We start from the raw sequence: 17,488 nt of genomic DNA, 5'->3' as shown, positions 1-17,488 counted from the left end.
CTCCATAGGGCCGGGTGTATCCATGAGTGACCGTATTGGCGCCCCCGGCGCCGGCATCTCGCGGCGCGAATTTATCGCAGCGACTAGCGGCACCGGTGTCGCCGCCCTCGCAGGCTGTACCGCACCCGCGGAGCAGGGTTCCACCGTGACGAACACCACCGCCAACCAGCAGGCGTCCCAGTCGGACCTCCCGAAGACCAGCCCGCCGGAGATCGTCGACGCCACCGAGCAGGGCAACCAGGTGACCCTGAAGAGCGTCCCCGCCGTCCACGACGTCCACCCCGTCGACACCATGGGCGGCCCCGTCGAGTTCCCCCGCGTGTGGGCGTTCGCGACCGAGGACGGCGACCCGAGCGTCCCCGGCCCCATCGTCCGCACGCAGGAGGGCGAGGACATCGAGGTCACCCTCGACAACACCGACGGCAAGCGCCCGCACACGCTGCACTTCCACGGCACGCAGAAGGCGTGGATGGACGACGGCGTCCCGACGACGACCGGCATCCGCGTCGACGCCGGGGAGAAACACACGTACACGATTCCCGCGAACGTGCCGGGCACCCACGTCTACCACTGTCACTACCAGACCCACCGGCACATCGACATGGGGATGTACGGCATCTTCCGCGTCGACCCCGAAGGGTACGAGCCCGCGGACAAGGAGTACTTCATGACCGTCAAGGACTGGGACTCCCGGCTCAACCGGAAGATGGCCGGCGAAGACGTCTCGTACAGTCCGCGCACGCGCAGCCCCGACGTGTTCACGGTCAACGGGAAGGCGGCGCCGCGCACCCTCCACCCCGAGGACGGCTCGCCCATCATCGTCGACCAGGGCGACACCGTCCGCATCCACTTCGTCAACGGCGGCTACATGAACCACCCGCTGCACATCCACAACCACCGCTTCCGGCGCATCGCGAAGGACGGCGGGCAGATTCCCGAGGCCGCCCAGCACGAGATGGACATCACGAACATCGCGCCCGCGGAGCGCCACACCATCGAGTTCGAGGCGGACGCCGAGCCCGGAATCTACCTCATGCACTGCCACAAGGTCAACCACGTGATGAACGGCTCGTACTACCCCGGCGGGATGCTCACCGGCATCGTCTACCGGGAGGCGATGGACACGGACATCTTCGCCCAACTGATGGAGTACGCGGGCTACGAAGGCTAACTCAGGACGATGAACCCAGACAACACTCCCACGGTAACGAGGCGCAGCGTGCTGAAGACGACCGCGGCAGCGGGCGCGGCGGCGGCCACGGGCGCCGCGTTCACCAGTCCGGCCCTCGCGCAAGACGGCGATCTCAGCGGCTGGTTCGACAACGTCAGCAACTTCGACGGCGTCGCCGACCACACCGGCGAGGACTCCGTGACCGTCGAGGTCGGCGTCGAGGCGAACAACGGCCCGTACGGCTTCGGGCCCGCAGCGATCCGCGTCGACCCCGGGACCGAGGTGACGTGGGAGTGGGTCGAGGGCAACCACAACGTCGCCGCCGAGGACGGCAGCTACGAGAGCGAGCTCACCGGGGAGAGCGGCTTCACGTTCACGCAGACGTTCGACGAGGAGGGCGTCAGCCGGTACGCGTGTACGCCCCACCGCTCGATGGGGATGAAAGGCGCCGTCGTCGTCGGCGACGTCGACGTCGGCCTCGAATCCGGCGGCTCCTCGGAGGGCTCCGGCTCCGACGGCGGCGCCGAGGAAGTCGACTTCGACGGCTGGTTCGACAACGTCGACAACTTCGACGGCGTCGCCGACCACACGGGTGAATCCTCCGTCACGGTCGAAGTCGGGTCGGAGGCGAACGGCGGCCCGTACGGCTTCACGCCGCCGGCCATCCGCGTCGACCCCGGTACGGAGGTCACCTTCGAGTGGGTGGCAGGCACCCACAACGTCGTCGCCGAGGACGGCAGCTACGAGAGCGAACTCACCGACGAGTCCGGGTTCACGTTCACGCAGACCTACGAGGAGGAAGGCGTCTCGAAGTACTACTGCAACCCCCACCGGACGATGGGGATGAAAGGCGCCGTCGTCGTCGGCAGCGGCGGGGGCGGAGGCGGCGGTAGCCAGAGCGGCGGCGGCAGCGGCCTCTCGAACTCCGACATCGGCGTGCTCGCGTTCGCGGGCGCGCTCGTCGGCGGCCTGCTGTCCCCGTTCGTGCTGCGCGCGAAGAACTCCTCGGGGTCGCCGTCGAACCGGCGGTAACCGCCGGCCGCGCTGGCCACGGCTCATAAGTGGTCTCGCCCTGACGACTGTTTCACCATGGACGAAGTGCTCGAAGTCGTCGAACTCGCGGCGGACGCCGGCTTCGAAGGCGTGTTCGTCTGGTTGTTCCGGCTGCTCGGCGCCGTGCTCGTACTCGCGGGACTGGGGCTGTGGCTGCTCGCGGACTTCGGACTTCTGTGGCTCCCCGCGATTCTCCTCGTCGTCGGCGTCGTGCTCGCCGTCGTCCCCAGCCTCCTGTTGTCGCTCGTCGAACTGACGGGGTGACGCGACGCGGACGACTCCGGGTCGCCGTCGTCGCGACCAGTGACGGCCCCGGCTACGAGCGCGAGAACCCGGCGGCTGACGAATATTTCGCGAACAGGACGGAGATCCGATAACAGCGTTCGAGGCGGGCCGACGACCGGCCCGAACGCCGAGTAGTAGGGCCGACGGTTAGGTTCGCTTACTCGAACTTCTCGACGAGGTCCGCGTAGCGCGCGGACGGCTCCTCCCAGTCGACGACCTCGAAGAAGTTGTCGACGAAGTCGCCGCGGTCGGGGCCGTAGTCGTAGTAGTAGGAGTGCTCCCAGACGTCGAGGGCCAGAATCGGGTGGGAGCCCCAGAGGGCGCCCTGGTCGTGCTTGTCGACGACGACGTTGCGGAGCTGTTCGGAGTGGCTGTCGTAGACGAGCAGCGCCCAGCCCCCGGCGGCGGAGGCGGCCGCGCGGAACTCACCCTCCCACGCTTCGTAGGAGCCGAAGTCCTCCTCGATGCGCTCCCGGAGGTCGCCCTCGGGCTCGTCGCCGCCCTCGGGGCTCATCGACTGCCAGAAGAGGTCGTGGAGGATGTGTCCGGAGCCGTTGTGCGTGACGTTGCCGATGGCGCCGGCCGAGGAGGAGAAGTCGCCCTCCTCGCGGTTCTCGGCGAGCGTCTCTTCGGCGCTGTTCCAGCCGTTGACGTAGCCCTGGTGGTGGGTGTCGTGGTGCCACGTCAGCACCTGCTCGGAGACGTGCGGTTCGAGAGCGTCGTAGTCGTACGGCAGCGGTGGGAGTTCGTAGTCAGTCATTCCAGTTAACCCCGACGTGGCCCTGCCTCTTGGTGGTTTCCCGAAGCGCGTTTTAGTTGGATTTCCGACTACTCGACGTAATCGGCGTACGGCTCCCGCTCCGGGTAGCGGTCGCCGCGGTCCGGCAGCGGCACGACGACCACGTCGCCGGCGTCGATCGCGCCGCGGGACGCCAGCCGGTCGACCAGCGCGACCGCGCCGCCCGCCGAGGGGCCGACGAGGAACTCGCCGCCGACCCGAAGCTCCGACCGGACGAACTCGTGGGACCACTGCCCGGAGTCCCGAACGCGTATCTCGCGGTCGGCGTGACGGCGCCGCAACCGGCGGACGTACTCGTAGGCGGTCTCGGTGTCGACGTACTCGCGGGCGTCCAGCGCGTCCGCCTCGAAGGTCTCCGGGACGAACGCGCCCGGGTCGTGCATGTGCTTCAGGCCGGCGACGTCGTGGTCAGTAGCGGGCGGCTCGTAGCCGTGGACGCGAACGCCCCGCGGCCGGAGCGCGCGGCTCACACCGACGAGCGTGCCGCCGGTGCCCGCGCCCGCGACGAACCGCGTCACCTCGCCGTCCGTCTGCGCCCAGATTTCCGGGCCCGTCGTGCCCGCGTGGACCGCGGGATTCGCGCGGTTCTCGTACTGGTTCGGGTAGACGTACTCGCCGGGGCGCTCGGCGGCGAGCTCCCGGCAACGCGTCACGAACGCGTCGTATCCCTCGGTGGCGTCCACGAACCGCAACTCCGCGTCCGCGTCCCGGATGGCCTCTACCTTCCCGCGGCCCGCGTCGTCGGGTACGACGATTTCCACGTCGTGGCCCATCGCCGCGCCGACGCGCGCGACAGCAGCGCCCGTGTTCCCGCTCGAAGCCTCCAGTATCGTACGGTCGCCGTCGAGGTCGCCGCGCGCCGCCGCGGCCGCCAGCATCGCCGCCCCGATGCGAGTCTTCACCGACCCGCCGCCGTGCCCGAGCGACGCGAAGTTGAACCACTCGGCCTTCCCGTACACGGTCGGCGCCACGCCCGCGTCGAGTTCCACCAGCGGCGTCCGTCCGACCTCGCCGAGGTCCGCGTCGACCATGCCGGCGCTTCTCGGAGCACCGGCAAAAGCCGTGGGGCCGCGAAGAACGCCGCGCGGATTGTCACGGGTTTACGAGTGTTTTTGTCCCGGTGTTCGGTACACTACCCCATGGACTTCGGACTGACCGACGAGCAGCAGGCGATCCAGGAGGAGGTCCGCCGGTTCGCGGACAACGAGATCCGGCCGGTGGCCTCCGAGTACGACGAGGAAGAGAAGTACCCCTACGAGGTCATGGACGAGGCGGCGAAGGCCGGCCTGCTCGGCCCCACGATCCCCCTCGACTACGGCGGCGCGGGCTACTCCGCGCTCGAATCCGCGCTCATCGTCGAGGAGCTGTTCGCCGCCGACCCCGGCATCGGGCTCTGCGTCGCGAGCGCGGGCTTCGGCGCCGAATCCATCATCGAGTTCGGCACGGAGGACCAGAAGGAGCGCTGGCTGCCCGACATCGCGTCCGGCGACGCCATCATGGGGTCGGCCATCAGCGAACCCGACACCGGGTCCGACGTCTCCAGCGTCTCCACGCGCGCCGAGCGCGACGGCGACGAGTTCGTCATCAACGGCAACAAGATGTGGATCACGAACGGCAGCGTCGGCGACTTCTACGTCGTGCTCTGCCAGACCGACCCCGACGCCAGCGGCCGCTACAACGGCTTCAGCCAGATCGTCGTCGAGTCCGACCGCGACGGCTTCCAGGCCGACAAGATCACGGGTAAGCTCGGGATCCGCGCCTCGGACACGGCGGAGCTCATCTTCGACGACGTGCGCGTCCCCGAGGAGAACCTCGTCGGCACGGAGGGCGGCGGCTTCCTCCAGCTGATGCAGTTCTTCGACGAGACGCGCACGATGGTCGCCGCGCAGGGCGTCGGCATCGCGAAGGGCGCCGCCGAGCGCGCCCTCGACTACGCCCAGGAGCGCGAGCAGTTCGGCCGCCCAATCAGCGACTTCCAGGCCATCGAGCACAAGCTCGCGGAGATGCACACGCAGACGGAGGCCGCGCGCACGCTCACGCGGAAGTCCGCGTGGAGCGTCGAGAACCGCGACGACCAGCTCACCGCGCTCGCGTCGATGGCCAAGGAGTTCGCCTCCCGGGTGGCCGTCGAGGTCGCCGACGAGGCGGTCCAGATCCACGGCGGCGCCGGCTACGTCAACGACTTCGACGTCGAGCGCTTCTACCGCGACGCCAAGATCACCCAGATCTACGAGGGCACCACCGAAATCCAGAAGAACATCATCGCGCGCGAACTCCTCGAATAGCCCACACGAACATCTTCGAGCGCCGGTATATCCGGATGTAGCGGCTCCGTGCCCAGCGTCTCGGAATCCGCCGTAGCCTTTTCATTCGTTCCCTGGAACGCCGAAACATGGACGTCACCAGGTCCACGCTCGCGAAGATACTCGCGGCCGTGTTCGTCCTGAACCTCGTCGTCATGGGGGCCGGTGCCGCCTACTCCTACCAGCACCAGCCGCCCATCCCGGACGAGATCGTGGGGCCGAACGGCGACGTGGCCGCCACCCACGAGTCGATCCAGGACGGCAAGGCCGTCTTCCAGTCGAACGGGCTGATGAACCACGGGTCGATTCTCGGCAACGGCGCGTACTTCGGCGAGGACTACACCGCCGACGCGCTCGAACTGAAGACCCAGTTCATGCGGGAGTACTACGCCGACGAGCGCTACGGCGAAGCCTACGCCGACCTCACCGCCGAACAGCAGGCCGGCGTCGACAGCCGCGTGACCGCCGACCTCGACCGCTCGATGTCCGGTGAGACGGCACAGTACTCTGCCGCAGAAGCGTACGCCCACGAGCAGGTCCGCGAGGTGTACGTCGAGCGCTACCACGAGGGCGACGCCGAACGCGGCGTCCCCGAGGGCATGGTCGAGTCCGCCGACGACGCCCGGAAGTTCGCGGACTTCGCGATGTGGACGGCGCTGGTCTCCCACGCCGAACGCCCCGGCACCGACCACAGTTACACCAACGACTGGCCGTACAACCCGCTCGCCGGCAACGAGCCCACCGGCGGGACGATGGTGTGGAGCGCCATCGCGATGGTGCTGCTCGTCGGCGGCGCCGGCCTCGGGGTCTGGCTGTACAACTCCATCGACCTCCCCGAGCCCTCCACGGAGGGCATCGAAGTCCCGGACCCCGCGGACGTCGACTTGCTCCCCAGCCAGCGCGCTGCCACCCGGTTCATCCCGGTCGCCGCGTTGCTGTTCGTCGGACAGGTGTTGCTGGGAGCGCTGCTCGCGCACTACTACGTCGAGCGCGACGCGTTCTTCGGCATCGGTGAAGCGCTGGGGGTCGACGTCATCCAGTGGCTGCCCTTCGCCATCGCCAAGACCTACCACCTCGACCTCGGCATCCTCTGGATCGCCACGATGTGGATCGGCGCCGGACTGTTCCTCCCCGGGCTCCTGACCGGCCACGAGCCCGACCACCAGGAGTCCGCCATCAACGGCCTGCTCGGCACGCTCCTGCTGGTCGTCGTCGGCGGGTTCGTCGGCATCTACCTCGGGACGCAGGGCTTCTTCGACGGCCAGCTGTGGTGGCTGCTCGGCAACGAGGGCCTCGAATACGTCGAAGTCGGGCGCGTCTGGCAGATCGGGCTGCTGCTCGGGTTCGCCATCTGGGCGTTCCTCGCGTACCGCGGCTTCAAGCCGCTGCTCGCCCGCGAGCAGCGCTTCGGGCTCGCGCACATGATTCTGTACGCGGGCGGCTCCATCGGGTTGCTGTTCGTCGCGGGCATGCTGTACACGCCCGACACGAACATCGTGATGACGGAGTTCTGGCGGTGGTGGGTCGTCCACATGTGGGTGGAGGGCGCCTTCGAGTTCTTCATCGTCGCCATCGTCGGCATCACGCTCGTCTCCATGGGCTTGCTGCGCAAGCGCTCCGCGGAGAAAGCCGTCGCCCTGCAAGTGCTGTTCGTGATGGGCAGCGGCGTCATCGGCGTCAGCCACCACTACTGGTGGATCGGCCAGCCCGACGTCTGGATCCCGTTCGGGAGCGTGTTCTCCACGCTCGAACTCGTGCCGCTGATTCTCATCCTCTTCGAGGCGCTCGGGCAGTACCGCGCGCTCGCGGCCAGCGACGAGACGTTCCACTACAAGCTCCCGTTCGCGTTCATCATCGCCAGCGGCGCGTGGAACTTCGTCGGCGCCGGCGTGCTCGGGTTCTTCATCAACCTCCCGCTCATCAACTACTACGAGCACGGCACCTACCTCACGGTCGCGCACGCCCACGCCGCGATGTTCGGCGCGTTCGGCCTGCTCGCGCTCGGCATGGCGACGTACATGCTGCGGCTCTCCGTCGACCCCGCCGAGTGGAACGGCAAGCGCCTCTGGTGGGCGTTCTGGCTGTGGAACGCCGGCCTCGCCGTGATGGTCGGGCTCTCCCTGCTGCCCATCGGCTTCCTCCAGCTCGAGGCCGCGTTCACGGAGGGGTACGCGGTCGCGCGCTCGATGGAGTTCTACGGCCGCGACCTCGTCCAGCTGCTGTTCTGGGCGCGCTTCCCCGGGGACACGCTGCTCATCCTCGGCACCGTCGTGTTCGCCTACGACGTCGTCAAGAAGCGCTTCCTGCTCCGGGACGTTACCACCGGCGACTCTACCGGCGCGGTCGCCACCCGCGTGCTCGGCAGCGACGACGACTGACCCCGTCTCCGGCGATTCGCAACGCCTAAACCCGTCACACGCCGACCACTCGACGCGTGCGAGGGTAGCCAAGCTCGGCCAACGGCGACGGACTCAAGATCCGTTCTCGTAGGAGTTCGAGGGTTCGAATCCCTTCCCTCGCATCGCCGGCGCCTCGTGCGCCGCGGGATGCGGGAAGTCCGCGAGGCGGACTTCCCTCGCAAAACTACTCTAACTGACTGGGAACGACAGCTACCTTTAGGTTCGGGTGCAGACACCGATTGGTATGGCGGAGTCGACGCTGTACGAGCGACTGGGCGGACGCGAGGGGATTCGAGCGGTCGTCGACGACTTCTACGACCGCCTGCTGGCCGACGACGACCTCGGGCCGTTCTTCGCGGACGCCGACGTCTCGACGCTGCGCCGCACGCAGACGGCCTTCCTCTGCGAGGCCGCGGGCGGGCCGGAGACCTACGACGCCGCGCCCGTCCGCGAAGCGCACCTGCACGTGCCGTTCACGCCCGAGCACATCGAGCGCGCCGTCGAGTTGCTGCGCGAGAGCCTCGACGAGTTCGACGTCCCCGAGGACGACGCGGACGCGGTCGTGCAGGCGGTCGCCCAGTACGAGAGCGACCTGCTCGCGCGCCCCGACGACCCCTAGCCCCGGAACCGACGCCTCTTTGACCGCCCGGGCCGCCACTCCGGCCATGGACGAGGACCGCGCGAGCGTCGCCGAGCGCGCCGCGATCGCAGGCAGCGAGGTGGCCTTCGAGGCGTTCCGCACGGGCATCGACGTGGAGATAAAGTCCGGGAAGACGGACGTCGTCACGCAAGCGGACAGGGACGCCCAGCGCCGCGTCATCGAGGTGATTCGCGAATCCCACCCAGAGGACGCCATCGTCGGCGAGGAGGAGGACGAACTGAAGGAAGTCCCCGACACGGGCGCGGCGTGGGTCGTCGACCCCATCGACGGCACGAACAACTTCGTGCGGGACGTCCAGATCTGGGCGACGTCCGTGGCGGCCGTCAAAGACGGCGAGGCGGTCGCCGCCGCGAACGTGCTGCCCGCGCTCGGGGACACGTACGTCGCGGGCGACGGCGGAGTGATGCGCAACGGCGACCCCGTCTCCGTCAGCCACCGCTCGGACCCGGAGACGTTCGCCGTCGTGCCGACCATCTGGTGGGGCTTCGACGAGCGCGACCAGTACGCCGCGGCCTGCGAGGCCATCGTCGAGCGCTTCGCGGACATGCGGCGGTACGGCTGCGCGCAGGCCACCCTCTCGATGGTCGCCAGCGGCCAGATCGAGGGCGCGATCACGAACGTCACCGTGAACGCGTGGGACTCCGTCGCCGGCGTCCACCTGATTCGACAGGCCGGCGGCGTCGTCACGGACGTCCACGGCGACCGCTGGGAGCCCGGCTGCGACGGGCTCGTGGCGTCGAACGGCGAAGCCCACGACGTCGTTCTCGAAGCGGCCCGGGAGATCGAGGAGTGAGCGGGCTGCTCGAGCAGTAACGTATAGTGGCCTCCGCCGAGCAGACTGAGTATGGAGTTAGACGAGACGGACCGCGAGATTCTGCGCGCGCTCCAGTCGGACGCGCGGAAGCCGTTCAGCGAGATCGCCCGCGAGATAGAGATGTCCAGCGCGACCGTCCACGACCGCGTCAACCGCATGGAGGAGGCCGGCGTCATCCGCGGCTACCACGCCGACGTCGACCCGAAGGCCGCCGGGTTCGGCACCTCGGCGGTCGTCGGCCTGAGCGTCGAACAGGGCCGCGAACAGGACGCCCTCGACCGGCTCGCGGACATCGAGGGGATCCAGGCGGTCCACCTCACGACCGGCGAGTGGGACATCATCTTGCGCGTGTACGCCGAGAACACCGACCACCTCCGCGAGCTCATGTTCGAGGAGATCGCGGACATGGAGGGGTTCGCGCGCTCCCAGACGATGGTCGTCCTCGGCACCGAGTACGAGTCCCGCGAACTCCCGCTGTAGGCGAGTGCAGACCACAACCATGAAACCCTCACCGCCCCCGTCTCCGATATGACGTTCCCCGAGACCGACCGCGAGCGCGCCTGGACCGCGGCCGTCGGCGTCGCCCTCGTCGCCCTCGTCGGTGGGTCGATTCTGTTCCCCGACACCGTCTACGGCGGCTTCGTCTGGCACTACTTCTGGGGTCCCGTCGTCGCGGACGCCAACGGCGCGAACTGCGCCGTCTGGAACGGCGGCTCAGTCCGCCTGCTCTACAACTCGACGGCGTGCTCTGGAGCGACCGAACCCGTCGCGTACCCCGGCTACACGCTCGTCTCCGAGGTCGGGTACGCCGTCACGCTGCTCGCGTCGCTGGTCGGCGTCACGTTCCTCCTCGACAACCTCCGCGTCGGCGAGCGCCTCGAACTCCTGTACGCGCTGTTCCCGTTCGTACTGCTCGGCGGCGCGCTCCGCGTCGTCGAGGACGCCAACGACGCCGCCGCGGCCGCGACGGGCGTCGAGCAGTTCCTCGCCTACCCCGTGAACACGCTCATCATCAGCCCCGTCATCTACTTCGTGATGTTCGCCATCACGCTCGCGGTGCTCGTCGCGTGCGTCTACCTCGCGCGGCGCACCGGCGTCTTCGAGGACTACATCCGCCCGCTCGCAGCAGCCGGCACCGTCCTCCTCGCCGCCACCGTCGGCTTCCTCGTCTACCTCGCCGTCACTACCGACTACGTCTCCCTCCTCCCGCAGTTCACGGTGCTCACGCTGCTGTTCGCCACGATCATCACCGCGGTCGTCTGGTACTACGTCCGCCGGCGGCTCCCCGACGTCGCCTCCGGCACCGAGTTCGCGGGCGCCGTCGTCCTCTGGGGCCACGCCGTCGACGGCGTCGCCAACGTCATCGGCCTCGACTGGGCCGACGAACTCGGGCTCGCGTACGACCTCGTCCCCAAGCACCCGGTCAACGCCGCGGTCGTCGACATCACGCAGAGCGTCCTCCCCGCCTCGGTCATCCACTACACGGGCGACGCGTGGCCGTTCCTCGTCCTCAAAATCGTCGCCGCGCTGTTCGTCCTCTGGCTGTTCGACGCGCAACTCCGCGAGGAAGCCCCCCGGTACTTCACGCTCATGCTCGTCGCCGTCCTCGCCGTCGGCCTCGGGCCGGGAAGCCGGGACATGCTCCGCGCGACGTTCGGGATCTGAAAACCACTGTTCCAGCGCTAGATCGCCGGACGCGTACGGCTGATTCACCCATAGTCGACGAGCATCGGCGAGCGAGCGGTTCGGAGAACCCGAGCGACGCCGTTCACCGCGAGCCTCCGGCTCGCGGGCCGACGAACGACCGTAGGGAGTGAGGAGTGCTTTTGGTGAAGCTTTTGCCGAGCGAGCGGCGCTACGCGCCGCGAGCGCAGCGCAAAAGGTTCAGGGGAAGGGGTGGAACGGCTTGTCAAGCCGCGCCTGAAAGCCCAACTCTCTCGGGATTTTGCGCGCTCGCTCGCCGAAGAACGGCTGGTCGACGAACAGCGGCTGGGCGTCCGGCACTAACACCCGCACGGCCTCGAAGCCCGCGTCCTCCAAGTCACGGGTCGTGAGGCGGGCGGCGTAGGCGTCGAGGTCGGCGTCGGCGAGCGCGTCGAGCACGGCGTCGAGTTCGTCGGCTCCCTCCGGGGGGTCGTCGGGGCCGACGTCGCCGGCGGGGATGGTGGTCTCGGGGTCGACGAACCCGCGGACGTCGCGCGGGAAGTCGGCGTACTTGCCGATAGCGCCGTCCTCGTCGGCGGCCTGCTCGGGCCCCATCGCGCGGAGCTCCATCCAGTTCTGGAGGGCTTCGCAGAGCGCGTCGCGGGCGGCGGCGACGGCGTCGAGGTCCGCGGCGGAGCCGAGCGCGAACCGCGGCCAGTCGTCGCGGCGGACCGCGACCGCGACGACGGGCACGTCGACGTCCTGCGTGCAGAGGAGCGCCGTCACGTCGAGGTCCTCCGCGCGAGCCCGGCGTTCGAGCTCGGCGAAGCCCGGGTCCTCGACCTGGAGGCCGAGCGGCTCGAACGTGGAGTACCACGACAGCATCGTGGCGTCGCGCTCGACGGTCTCGTAGAGGCCCGACAGCGCCGCGCCGGCGCCGGAGTTCCCGAGGCCGAGCCCCGTCGTGATCGTCCCCGGGCGGTTCTCGGGCGGCGGGAAGACGACGCGGTCCGCGGGCAGCAGCGCCGAGTCCCCGGAAGCGAGGTGTTCGCCGCGCATCCACTGAATTTCCTCCTCGGTGCCGGCGTCCTCGGGGCGGACGAAGCGCTCGGGCGGAACGCCGTCCTCGTGGTCGACGGGCGCGGTCTCGAAGTCCGCTTCGCGGTAGACGCCCGCGGCGTACCGCTCGAAGCCCTCGCCGACCGCCTTCATGTAGGCGGCGTTCCAGTCGGCGGCGACGCCAGCGGACTTCGTGGACGCCTCCGCGTCGCTGAACGGCGAGGTGTCGGTGCCGACCGCGAGGTAGTACGGCGCGGGGAACGACTCGCGCTCGCCGACGGCCGTGAGCACGCCGACGCGGTCGTCGACCAGCGGCTCCGCGGCCGCGAGCGCTTCGTCCAGCGACCGCCCCTGGTCGCCCAGCCGGAGGTCACTGGCGGGGCCGTCGTCTGCGCACGAGCAGTTCGGGACGGGCGCGAGCGTGCGCTCGGCGTGTGGAAGTTCGAGGACGGTTCCGGGGGCGGCGTTCCCGCGCAGTGCGTCCACGGCGAGGCGGCCGGCGTGCGCGCCCGCGAGCCGCACGGCGCTCCGGTCGGCGCTCGGCGATTCCGCCGGTTCGTGGCCCGTCGCGGTCACGCGCGCCGCCAAACACTCGAAACACGGCCCCTCCGGTGCGAGCAGCGAGACGCCCGCGTCGACGTCCGCGAGCGGGCGGCCGCCGAGCCCGCCCACTTCGACGGCGAGCAGCGGCGTTCCTCCGTCCCGGGCGTGCTCGTTCGCGGTACCGAACCCGCCGGAGCCCGCGACGCCGACGACGACGGCGAACTCCGCGTCCGCGACGCCCGCGACGCCGGTGGCTTCGACGGCGGCGTCGACGTCAGCGAGCGCGGCTCGGACGGCTTCGACGGCCGGGCCGTCGCCGACCACGGCGACGGTCACGGCGACTCCTCCAGTGGCATAGCTACGGGGTGGGGAGTGGAGGGGAAAACAGTACGGGATTCGGCGGGGGACGCTACGGGAGAACCGACTGGGCGACGTTCGCGAGTTCGGCGGGCGGCGCGTCCTCGAGGCGGTCGTCCGCGAGCTTGAGGCGCAGGCGCGGCCGACCGACGTCGATGGGGACCTTCTCCGTGTCGATGAGCCCGAGGTCCTCGAGCTTCGTCTTCGTGCGGGAGAACGTCGCCTTCGACGCGATACCGACGTCCTCGCCCCACTTGCTGATGTCGTAGAGGAGCACGCGGTTCTTCGCGGCGACCAGCAGGCTGACGGTGACCTCGTCGAGGCCGTCGCCGTCGCCGCGCGCGGTCTCCATGGAAGCCAGCACGTCGCCGAAGTCCTCCTCGACGTCCGCGCTGATGTTCTCGCCGAGCGTCTGGCTGACGCGGTCGATGGCGGGCGTGCGGAGCATGAACTCCTCGGCGGCCGCCCAGTCGTCGGTGACGGCGTCGTAGGCGGTCTCGGCGAACTCCGCGTCGTCGGTGGTGAGACCGCCGACGAGGCCGCCGACCTCCAGGAGCGCGACCGTGCGGTCCTCGGTGACGAGCATCGAGCTGCGAGTGTCGTCGCCGAGCAGGCGGAGTTCGAGCGAGCCGTCCTCCACGAGGTTCGCGGCGTTGCTCGCGACGATGAAGTCGTCGGTGACGTCCTTGAGCGTTCGCTCGTCACCGAGCAGTCGGATCGTCGGGAGCTCCCCCTCGTAGGCGTTGGCGACGTCGACGAGTTCCTCGACGGTCCCCCCGGCGGGGTTCACTACGAACAGCTCGCCGGGGTCGGCGTCGAGGACGGTTCGGACGACGTCGTCCACGCTCGTCCCCAGTAGATTCTGTGACATCTATACGTGGGTGTAGGTCGACGACGTATTTAATTTTACCGGACGTAGAGTCAGTAAAACGTCGGAAAACGCCGCCTACCGGCGACTCTCGCCCGGTTCGGGCGGACGGCGACCCGGGCCGAGGAGACGGGCCGCCTCGTCGGACCAGTAGAACTCGCCGTCCACGACGACCGGGTGGTCGGCGTCTGCGAGCAGCGCCGAAAGCTCCGCTTCCGGGAGTTCGAACTCGGTCGGGTTGCCGCAGAGCCGCGGCCCCGGCGCCACGTCGGCGTCGACCTCGTACCAGCAGCCGTGGGTGTCCGCGGCGACGTGCTCGTAGGTCACCTCGCAGGCGTCCCCGTTGCGCTCGACGTGCGCGACGCGGACGTCGTCGCCGTCCGTCCGGGACAGCGTCTGCATCCCGTCGCCGACCACCGCGTAGTCTTTCCCCATCCGGATGCGACGGCGCGCGAGCCGGAGCGCCGTCTCGAACGGAAAGCCGTGGACGAGCAGCTCCGCGAACGCCGTCCCGACCTTCGCGGCCTGCTCGTCGAGGACCTTCCGGAGGGTCACCGCCCCAGCGACGCTCCCGCGGTCGACGAGGTCGACGCCCTCGTAGTAGGAGCCACAGGCGTTCAGGAAGAACGTCTCGACGTTCGTCTCCGGGACGTCCGCGACCGCGAGGTTGCCGTCAGCACAGCGCAGCCCCTCGACCTCGCAGTGACCGATGTAGTGGAGGAACTCGTAGTGGTCGCCGAGCACGTCCGCTAGCTCGTCGCGGGTGAGGTTCTCGAAGAACGAGACGTCCATCGGCAGCGATTCGGCGTGCGCCTCGTAGACGTCCGCGACCGCCTCGTGCTCGCCGGTCATGCTGCGGTCGTTGAGCACCACCGCGACCGACAGCTCTTCCGTGGGCTCGCGCTGGTAGTCGAGGTGGTTGCGGTAGGCCGCTGGCTGGCTCTTGAACACGTCGATGGGGGTGCCGTCGGCGAGCCAGCCCTGCCAGCGGCCGTCCCGGAGTTTCGGCTTCAGCATCTCCACGGTCGCGACCGGGCCGGGCGGCCCGCGGTAGAAGTCGTCGAGCGTGCGCTCCAGGAGCTCCTGGCTCTCCAGCGCGGCGGTCTCCGGCGGGTAGACGAGCGCCAGCCGGTCGAGGAGGAACGGCAGCGTCCGGACGTGGTCGAGGCTCGGCGCGACGTGCATCGAGAGGTGCCACTCGGGGAGGTCGTCGGCGACGCGCTCGAACGGCGCGGCGAGGTACGTCGCCAGCCGCTCCGCGGGCGACGCCTCGTACGCTGCCACGGGGTCGATGCCGAGCTCGTTGAGGGAGTCGTGCTCGACGAGATGAGTGCCGCCGAGGTCGCGCTGCGGGACCGCGCGGCGGCGTTCGTGCGGGACGGCCGTCCGGACGAGACAGTCCAGCCAGAAGACGCGCGCCAGCACCTGCGGCACTTCGACGGTGAGCGCGTCGAGCGTGTGGCTCACGTCCGCGTCCGGGGCCCGGAGCCGCGGCGTCACGCCGGCGTCGACGGTGACGTCGGCGCCGAGGTAGTACGCCAGCGGCGCCGCGACGAACAGGTCCTCCAGCGAGCGCGGCAAGCGCAGTTCGATGCCCGTCTCGGGCGTCTCCGCGGCCACGGATTCGGGCACGTCGACGGCGGTCCCGAACTCGAACTGGGGCGGGTGGCAGCGCTGCTCCCGCGCCGACCTGTCCGGGGTCGTCGTGCGGTGGGCGGCGGCCGCGTGCGTAATCGCGGTCGCGACGCCGTCCAGCGTCTTCGGAACCGTGACGGTGTCCGTCGGCGCGCCGACGCCGCTCCGGAACCCCACGGAGACGCGGGTCGGTCCGTCGAACGCCACGGTGAGGGCGTCGTCGTACTCGATAGCTGCGGGACCGTCGAACCCGACGAGCACGTCGACGTCGCCGCCAGCTTCGACGACGTACTCGCCGTCGCCGACGCGACGCTGCTCGCCGTCTGTGAGGGCTTCGGCACCGGTGCCGCCGGCGAGCAGCGCCGCGTCGTCCGCGGGGACGGAGAGACGAGTCGCGACGCCGGCAGTCGTCGCGTCCGCCGGCCACGAGAGCGGCCGCGGGGTCTCAGTCGCCCGCCAGTCGGGGGCCCGCACCGACACCTCGTTGCCGGCCGCGTCAGTCGCCGACACGCCGGTTTCTGTTTCCTCCCACTGAATCACGCGGTGGTTCAGTACTCCCAGCGGGCTTATATTTCTGTCGAGAGTCGGGACTGAATTATGGCGTCCTCGGTAGACTTATGCCGCGCGCACCGGCCCGTGTACACATGAGCTACGACGACGTCCGGGAGGTCGACCCGGCAGTCGCGGACGCGCTGGTCGGCGAGCGCCACCGCCAGAACGAGACGCTGGCGATGATCGCCAGCGAGAACCACGCCAGCGAGGCCGTCCTCCAGGCCCAGAGCAGCGAACTCACGAACAAGTACGCCGAGGGCTACCCAGGCGAGCGCTACTACGGCGGCTGCGAGTTCGCCGACGACGTCGAGGAGCTCGCCATCGAGCGGGCCAAGGAGCTGTTCGGCGCCGACCACGCGAACGTCCAGCCCCACAGCGGCTCGTCGGCGAACATGGGCGTCTACTTCTCCGTGCTCGAACCCGGCGACAAGATTCTCTCGCTGGACCTCACGCACGGCGGCCACCTCAGCCACGGACACCCCGCGAACTTCGCGGGGCAGCTCTACGACGTCGAGCAGTACGAGGTCGACGCCGAGACAGGTCGACTGGACTACGACTCGCTGCGCGAGACCGCCGAGGAGTTCGAACCCGACATCATCGTCTCCGGATTCTCGGCGTACCCGCGGGAGGTCGAGTGGGAGCGCATCCAGGAAGCCGCGGACGCGGTCGACGCCTACCACATGGCGGACATCGCGCACATCACCGGCCTCGTGGCGGCGGGCGAACACCCGTCGCCGGTCGGCGTCGCGGACTTCGTGACCGGCAGCACGCACAAGACCATCCGCGCGGGCCGCGGCGGCATCATCATGTGCGACGAGGAGTTCGCCGACGACGTCGACTCCGCGGTATTCCCGGGCGCGCAGGGCGGCCCGCTGATGCACAACATCGCGGGGAAGGCGGTCGGCTTCCAGGAGGCCCTCGACGACTCCTTCGACGAGTACGCCGCGCAGGTCGTGCACAACGCCGAGGTGCTCGGCGAGACGCTGCAAGACCACGGGTTCTCGCTGGTCTCCGGCGGCACCGACACCCACCTCGTGCTCGTCGACCTCCGGGACTCCCACCCCGAGGTCTCCGGCGGCGACGCCGAGGAGGCCCTCGAAGAGGTCGGCATCGTGCTGAACGCCAACACCGTGCCGGACGAGACGCGCTCGGCGTTCAATCCGTCGGGCATCCGCGCGGGGACGCCCGCGCTGACGACCCGCGGCTTCGACGAGGAGGCGATGGAGACGGTCGGGGACTGCATCGCGAAGGTAATCGACAACCTCGGCGACGCCGAGGTGTACGCGGAGGTCGCCGCAACCGTCGAGAGCCTCTGTCACGACCACCCGCTGTACGAGTAGGCCGA

At 69.5% G+C, this 17,488-nt stretch carries 15 protein-coding genes and 1 tRNA gene; 11 read left to right on the top strand and 5 right to left on the bottom strand.

The window, feature by feature from the left end; genetic code table 11:
- Positions 1–22 precede the first annotated feature (22 nt).
- From G9C83_RS12805 to G9C83_RS12795, 3 genes are read left to right on the top strand one after another with little or no spacing between them, the layout of a single operon-like run.
- Positions 23–1,171, top strand: a complete 1,149-nt coding sequence (locus tag G9C83_RS12805; RefSeq protein ID WP_167246524.1) for a multicopper oxidase domain-containing protein — start codon at positions 23–25, stop codon at positions 1,169–1,171.
- A 9-nt stretch (positions 1,172–1,180) separates the two neighbouring features.
- Positions 1,181–2,203 carry a halocyanin domain-containing protein gene (locus G9C83_RS12800; protein WP_167246523.1) on the top strand — a complete coding sequence of 341 codons (1,023 nt, stop codon included), beginning with the start codon at positions 1,181–1,183 and terminating at the stop codon, positions 2,201–2,203.
- Positions 2,204–2,260: 57 nt separating this feature from the next.
- Positions 2,261–2,488 (top strand): hypothetical protein, encoded by a 228-nt coding sequence (locus G9C83_RS12795; RefSeq protein ID WP_167246522.1) that lies wholly within the window; start codon positions 2,261–2,263, stop codon positions 2,486–2,488.
- Between the two features lie 178 nt (positions 2,489–2,666).
- Here G9C83_RS12795 and sod read toward each other — a convergent pair whose 3' ends face one another.
- Both sod and G9C83_RS12785 read right to left on the bottom strand, forming a co-directional pair.
- Positions 2,667–3,269: a superoxide dismutase gene (sod, locus tag G9C83_RS12790; RefSeq protein WP_167246521.1), complete on the bottom strand. Its 603-nt coding sequence runs from the start codon at positions 3,267–3,269 to the stop codon at positions 2,667–2,669.
- A 68-nt stretch (positions 3,270–3,337) separates the two neighbouring features.
- Positions 3,338–4,339, bottom strand: coding sequence for a pyridoxal-phosphate dependent enzyme (locus G9C83_RS12785; protein WP_167246520.1), 1,002 nt, complete (start codon positions 4,337–4,339; stop codon positions 3,338–3,340).
- A gap of 108 nt (positions 4,340–4,447) precedes the next feature.
- On the opposite strand from G9C83_RS12785, the gene G9C83_RS12780 reads away from it, so the two are divergent.
- The 7 genes from G9C83_RS12780 to G9C83_RS12750 all read left to right on the top strand — a co-directional run bounded on the left by G9C83_RS12780 (position 4,448) and on the right by G9C83_RS12750 (position 11,150).
- Positions 4,448–5,593 carry an acyl-CoA dehydrogenase family protein gene (locus G9C83_RS12780; protein ID WP_167246519.1) on the top strand — a complete coding sequence of 382 codons (1,146 nt, stop codon included), beginning with the start codon at positions 4,448–4,450 and terminating at the stop codon, positions 5,591–5,593.
- A 107-nt stretch (positions 5,594–5,700) separates the two neighbouring features.
- Positions 5,701–7,989 (top strand): cbb3-type cytochrome c oxidase subunit I, encoded by a 2,289-nt coding sequence (locus G9C83_RS12775; RefSeq protein WP_167246518.1) that lies wholly within the window; start codon positions 5,701–5,703, stop codon positions 7,987–7,989.
- Between the two features lie 58 nt (positions 7,990–8,047).
- A tRNA-Leu gene (locus G9C83_RS12770) sits at positions 8,048–8,132 on the top strand.
- Between the two features lie 122 nt (positions 8,133–8,254).
- Positions 8,255–8,629 (top strand): group 1 truncated hemoglobin, encoded by a 375-nt coding sequence (locus G9C83_RS12765; protein ID WP_167246517.1) that lies wholly within the window; start codon positions 8,255–8,257, stop codon positions 8,627–8,629.
- Positions 8,630–8,675: 46 nt separating this feature from the next.
- Complete coding sequence (locus G9C83_RS12760) at positions 8,676–9,464, top strand: inositol monophosphatase (RefSeq protein ID WP_167246516.1); 789 nt, start codon at positions 8,676–8,678, stop codon at positions 9,462–9,464.
- Between the two features lie 51 nt (positions 9,465–9,515).
- Positions 9,516–9,965, top strand: a complete 450-nt coding sequence (locus G9C83_RS12755) for an Lrp/AsnC family transcriptional regulator (RefSeq protein ID WP_167246515.1) — start codon at positions 9,516–9,518, stop codon at positions 9,963–9,965.
- A 48-nt stretch (positions 9,966–10,013) separates the two neighbouring features.
- Entirely contained in the window at positions 10,014–11,150 is a 1,137-nt protein-coding gene (locus G9C83_RS12750) for a DUF63 family protein (RefSeq protein ID WP_167246514.1), read from the top strand.
- 219 nt (positions 11,151–11,369) lie between these two features.
- Here the strand turns inward: G9C83_RS12750 and G9C83_RS12745 are convergent, their stop codons facing one another.
- The 3 genes from G9C83_RS12745 to G9C83_RS12735 all read right to left on the bottom strand — a co-directional run bounded on the left by G9C83_RS12745 (position 11,370) and on the right by G9C83_RS12735 (position 16,131).
- Positions 11,370–13,067 carry a YcaO-like family protein gene (locus G9C83_RS12745; protein ID WP_167246513.1) on the bottom strand — a complete coding sequence of 566 codons (1,698 nt, stop codon included), beginning with the start codon at positions 13,065–13,067 and terminating at the stop codon, positions 11,370–11,372.
- A 73-nt stretch (positions 13,068–13,140) separates the two neighbouring features.
- Positions 13,141–13,959 carry a DUF5821 family protein gene (locus G9C83_RS12740; RefSeq protein WP_167246512.1) on the bottom strand — a complete coding sequence of 273 codons (819 nt, stop codon included), beginning with the start codon at positions 13,957–13,959 and terminating at the stop codon, positions 13,141–13,143.
- 75 nt (positions 13,960–14,034) lie between these two features.
- Positions 14,035–16,131 (bottom strand): hypothetical protein, encoded by a 2,097-nt coding sequence (locus G9C83_RS12735; RefSeq protein WP_167246511.1) that lies wholly within the window; start codon positions 16,129–16,131, stop codon positions 14,035–14,037.
- Positions 16,132–16,235: 104 nt separating this feature from the next.
- Between G9C83_RS12735 and glyA the strand changes: the two genes are divergently transcribed.
- Positions 16,236–17,483 carry a serine hydroxymethyltransferase gene (gene glyA, locus G9C83_RS12730; RefSeq protein ID WP_167246510.1) on the top strand — a complete coding sequence of 416 codons (1,248 nt, stop codon included), beginning with the start codon at positions 16,236–16,238 and terminating at the stop codon, positions 17,481–17,483.
- Positions 17,484–17,488 lie beyond the last annotated feature (5 nt).

The organism is Halobacterium sp. R2-5 (assembly GCF_011734195.1).
GTDB lineage: Archaea > Halobacteriota > Halobacteria > Halobacteriales > Halobacteriaceae > Halobacterium.
Note: the sequence above shows the minus strand (reverse complement) of the source record. Positions and strands in the feature narration are given on the sequence as shown.

What these genes read in the sequence shown, in the direction of transcription:
- G9C83_RS12805 (WP_167246524.1), top strand. Translation starts at nt 23, where the DNA reads ATGAGTGACCGTATTGGCGCCCCCGGCGCCGGCATCTCGCGGCGCGAA.
- G9C83_RS12800 (WP_167246523.1), top strand. Translation starts at nt 1,181, where the DNA reads ATGAACCCAGACAACACTCCCACGGTAACGAGGCGCAGCGTGCTGAAG.
- G9C83_RS12795 (WP_167246522.1), top strand. Translation starts at nt 2,261, where the DNA reads ATGGACGAAGTGCTCGAAGTCGTCGAACTCGCGGCGGACGCCGGCTTC.
- sod (WP_167246521.1), bottom strand. Translation starts at nt 3,269, where the DNA reads ATGACTGACTACGAACTCCCACCGCTGCCGTACGACTACGACGCTCTC.
- G9C83_RS12785 (WP_167246520.1), bottom strand. Translation starts at nt 4,339, where the DNA reads ATGGTCGACGCGGACCTCGGCGAGGTCGGACGGACGCCGCTGGTGGAA.
- G9C83_RS12780 (WP_167246519.1), top strand. Translation starts at nt 4,448, where the DNA reads ATGGACTTCGGACTGACCGACGAGCAGCAGGCGATCCAGGAGGAGGTC.
- G9C83_RS12775 (WP_167246518.1), top strand. Translation starts at nt 5,701, where the DNA reads ATGGACGTCACCAGGTCCACGCTCGCGAAGATACTCGCGGCCGTGTTC.
- G9C83_RS12765 (WP_167246517.1), top strand. Translation starts at nt 8,255, where the DNA reads ATGGCGGAGTCGACGCTGTACGAGCGACTGGGCGGACGCGAGGGGATT.
- G9C83_RS12760 (WP_167246516.1), top strand. Translation starts at nt 8,676, where the DNA reads ATGGACGAGGACCGCGCGAGCGTCGCCGAGCGCGCCGCGATCGCAGGC.
- G9C83_RS12755 (WP_167246515.1), top strand. Translation starts at nt 9,516, where the DNA reads ATGGAGTTAGACGAGACGGACCGCGAGATTCTGCGCGCGCTCCAGTCG.
- G9C83_RS12750 (WP_167246514.1), top strand. Translation starts at nt 10,014, where the DNA reads ATGACGTTCCCCGAGACCGACCGCGAGCGCGCCTGGACCGCGGCCGTC.
- G9C83_RS12740 (WP_167246512.1), bottom strand. Translation starts at nt 13,959, where the DNA reads ATGTCACAGAATCTACTGGGGACGAGCGTGGACGACGTCGTCCGAACC.
- glyA (WP_167246510.1), top strand. Translation starts at nt 16,236, where the DNA reads ATGAGCTACGACGACGTCCGGGAGGTCGACCCGGCAGTCGCGGACGCG.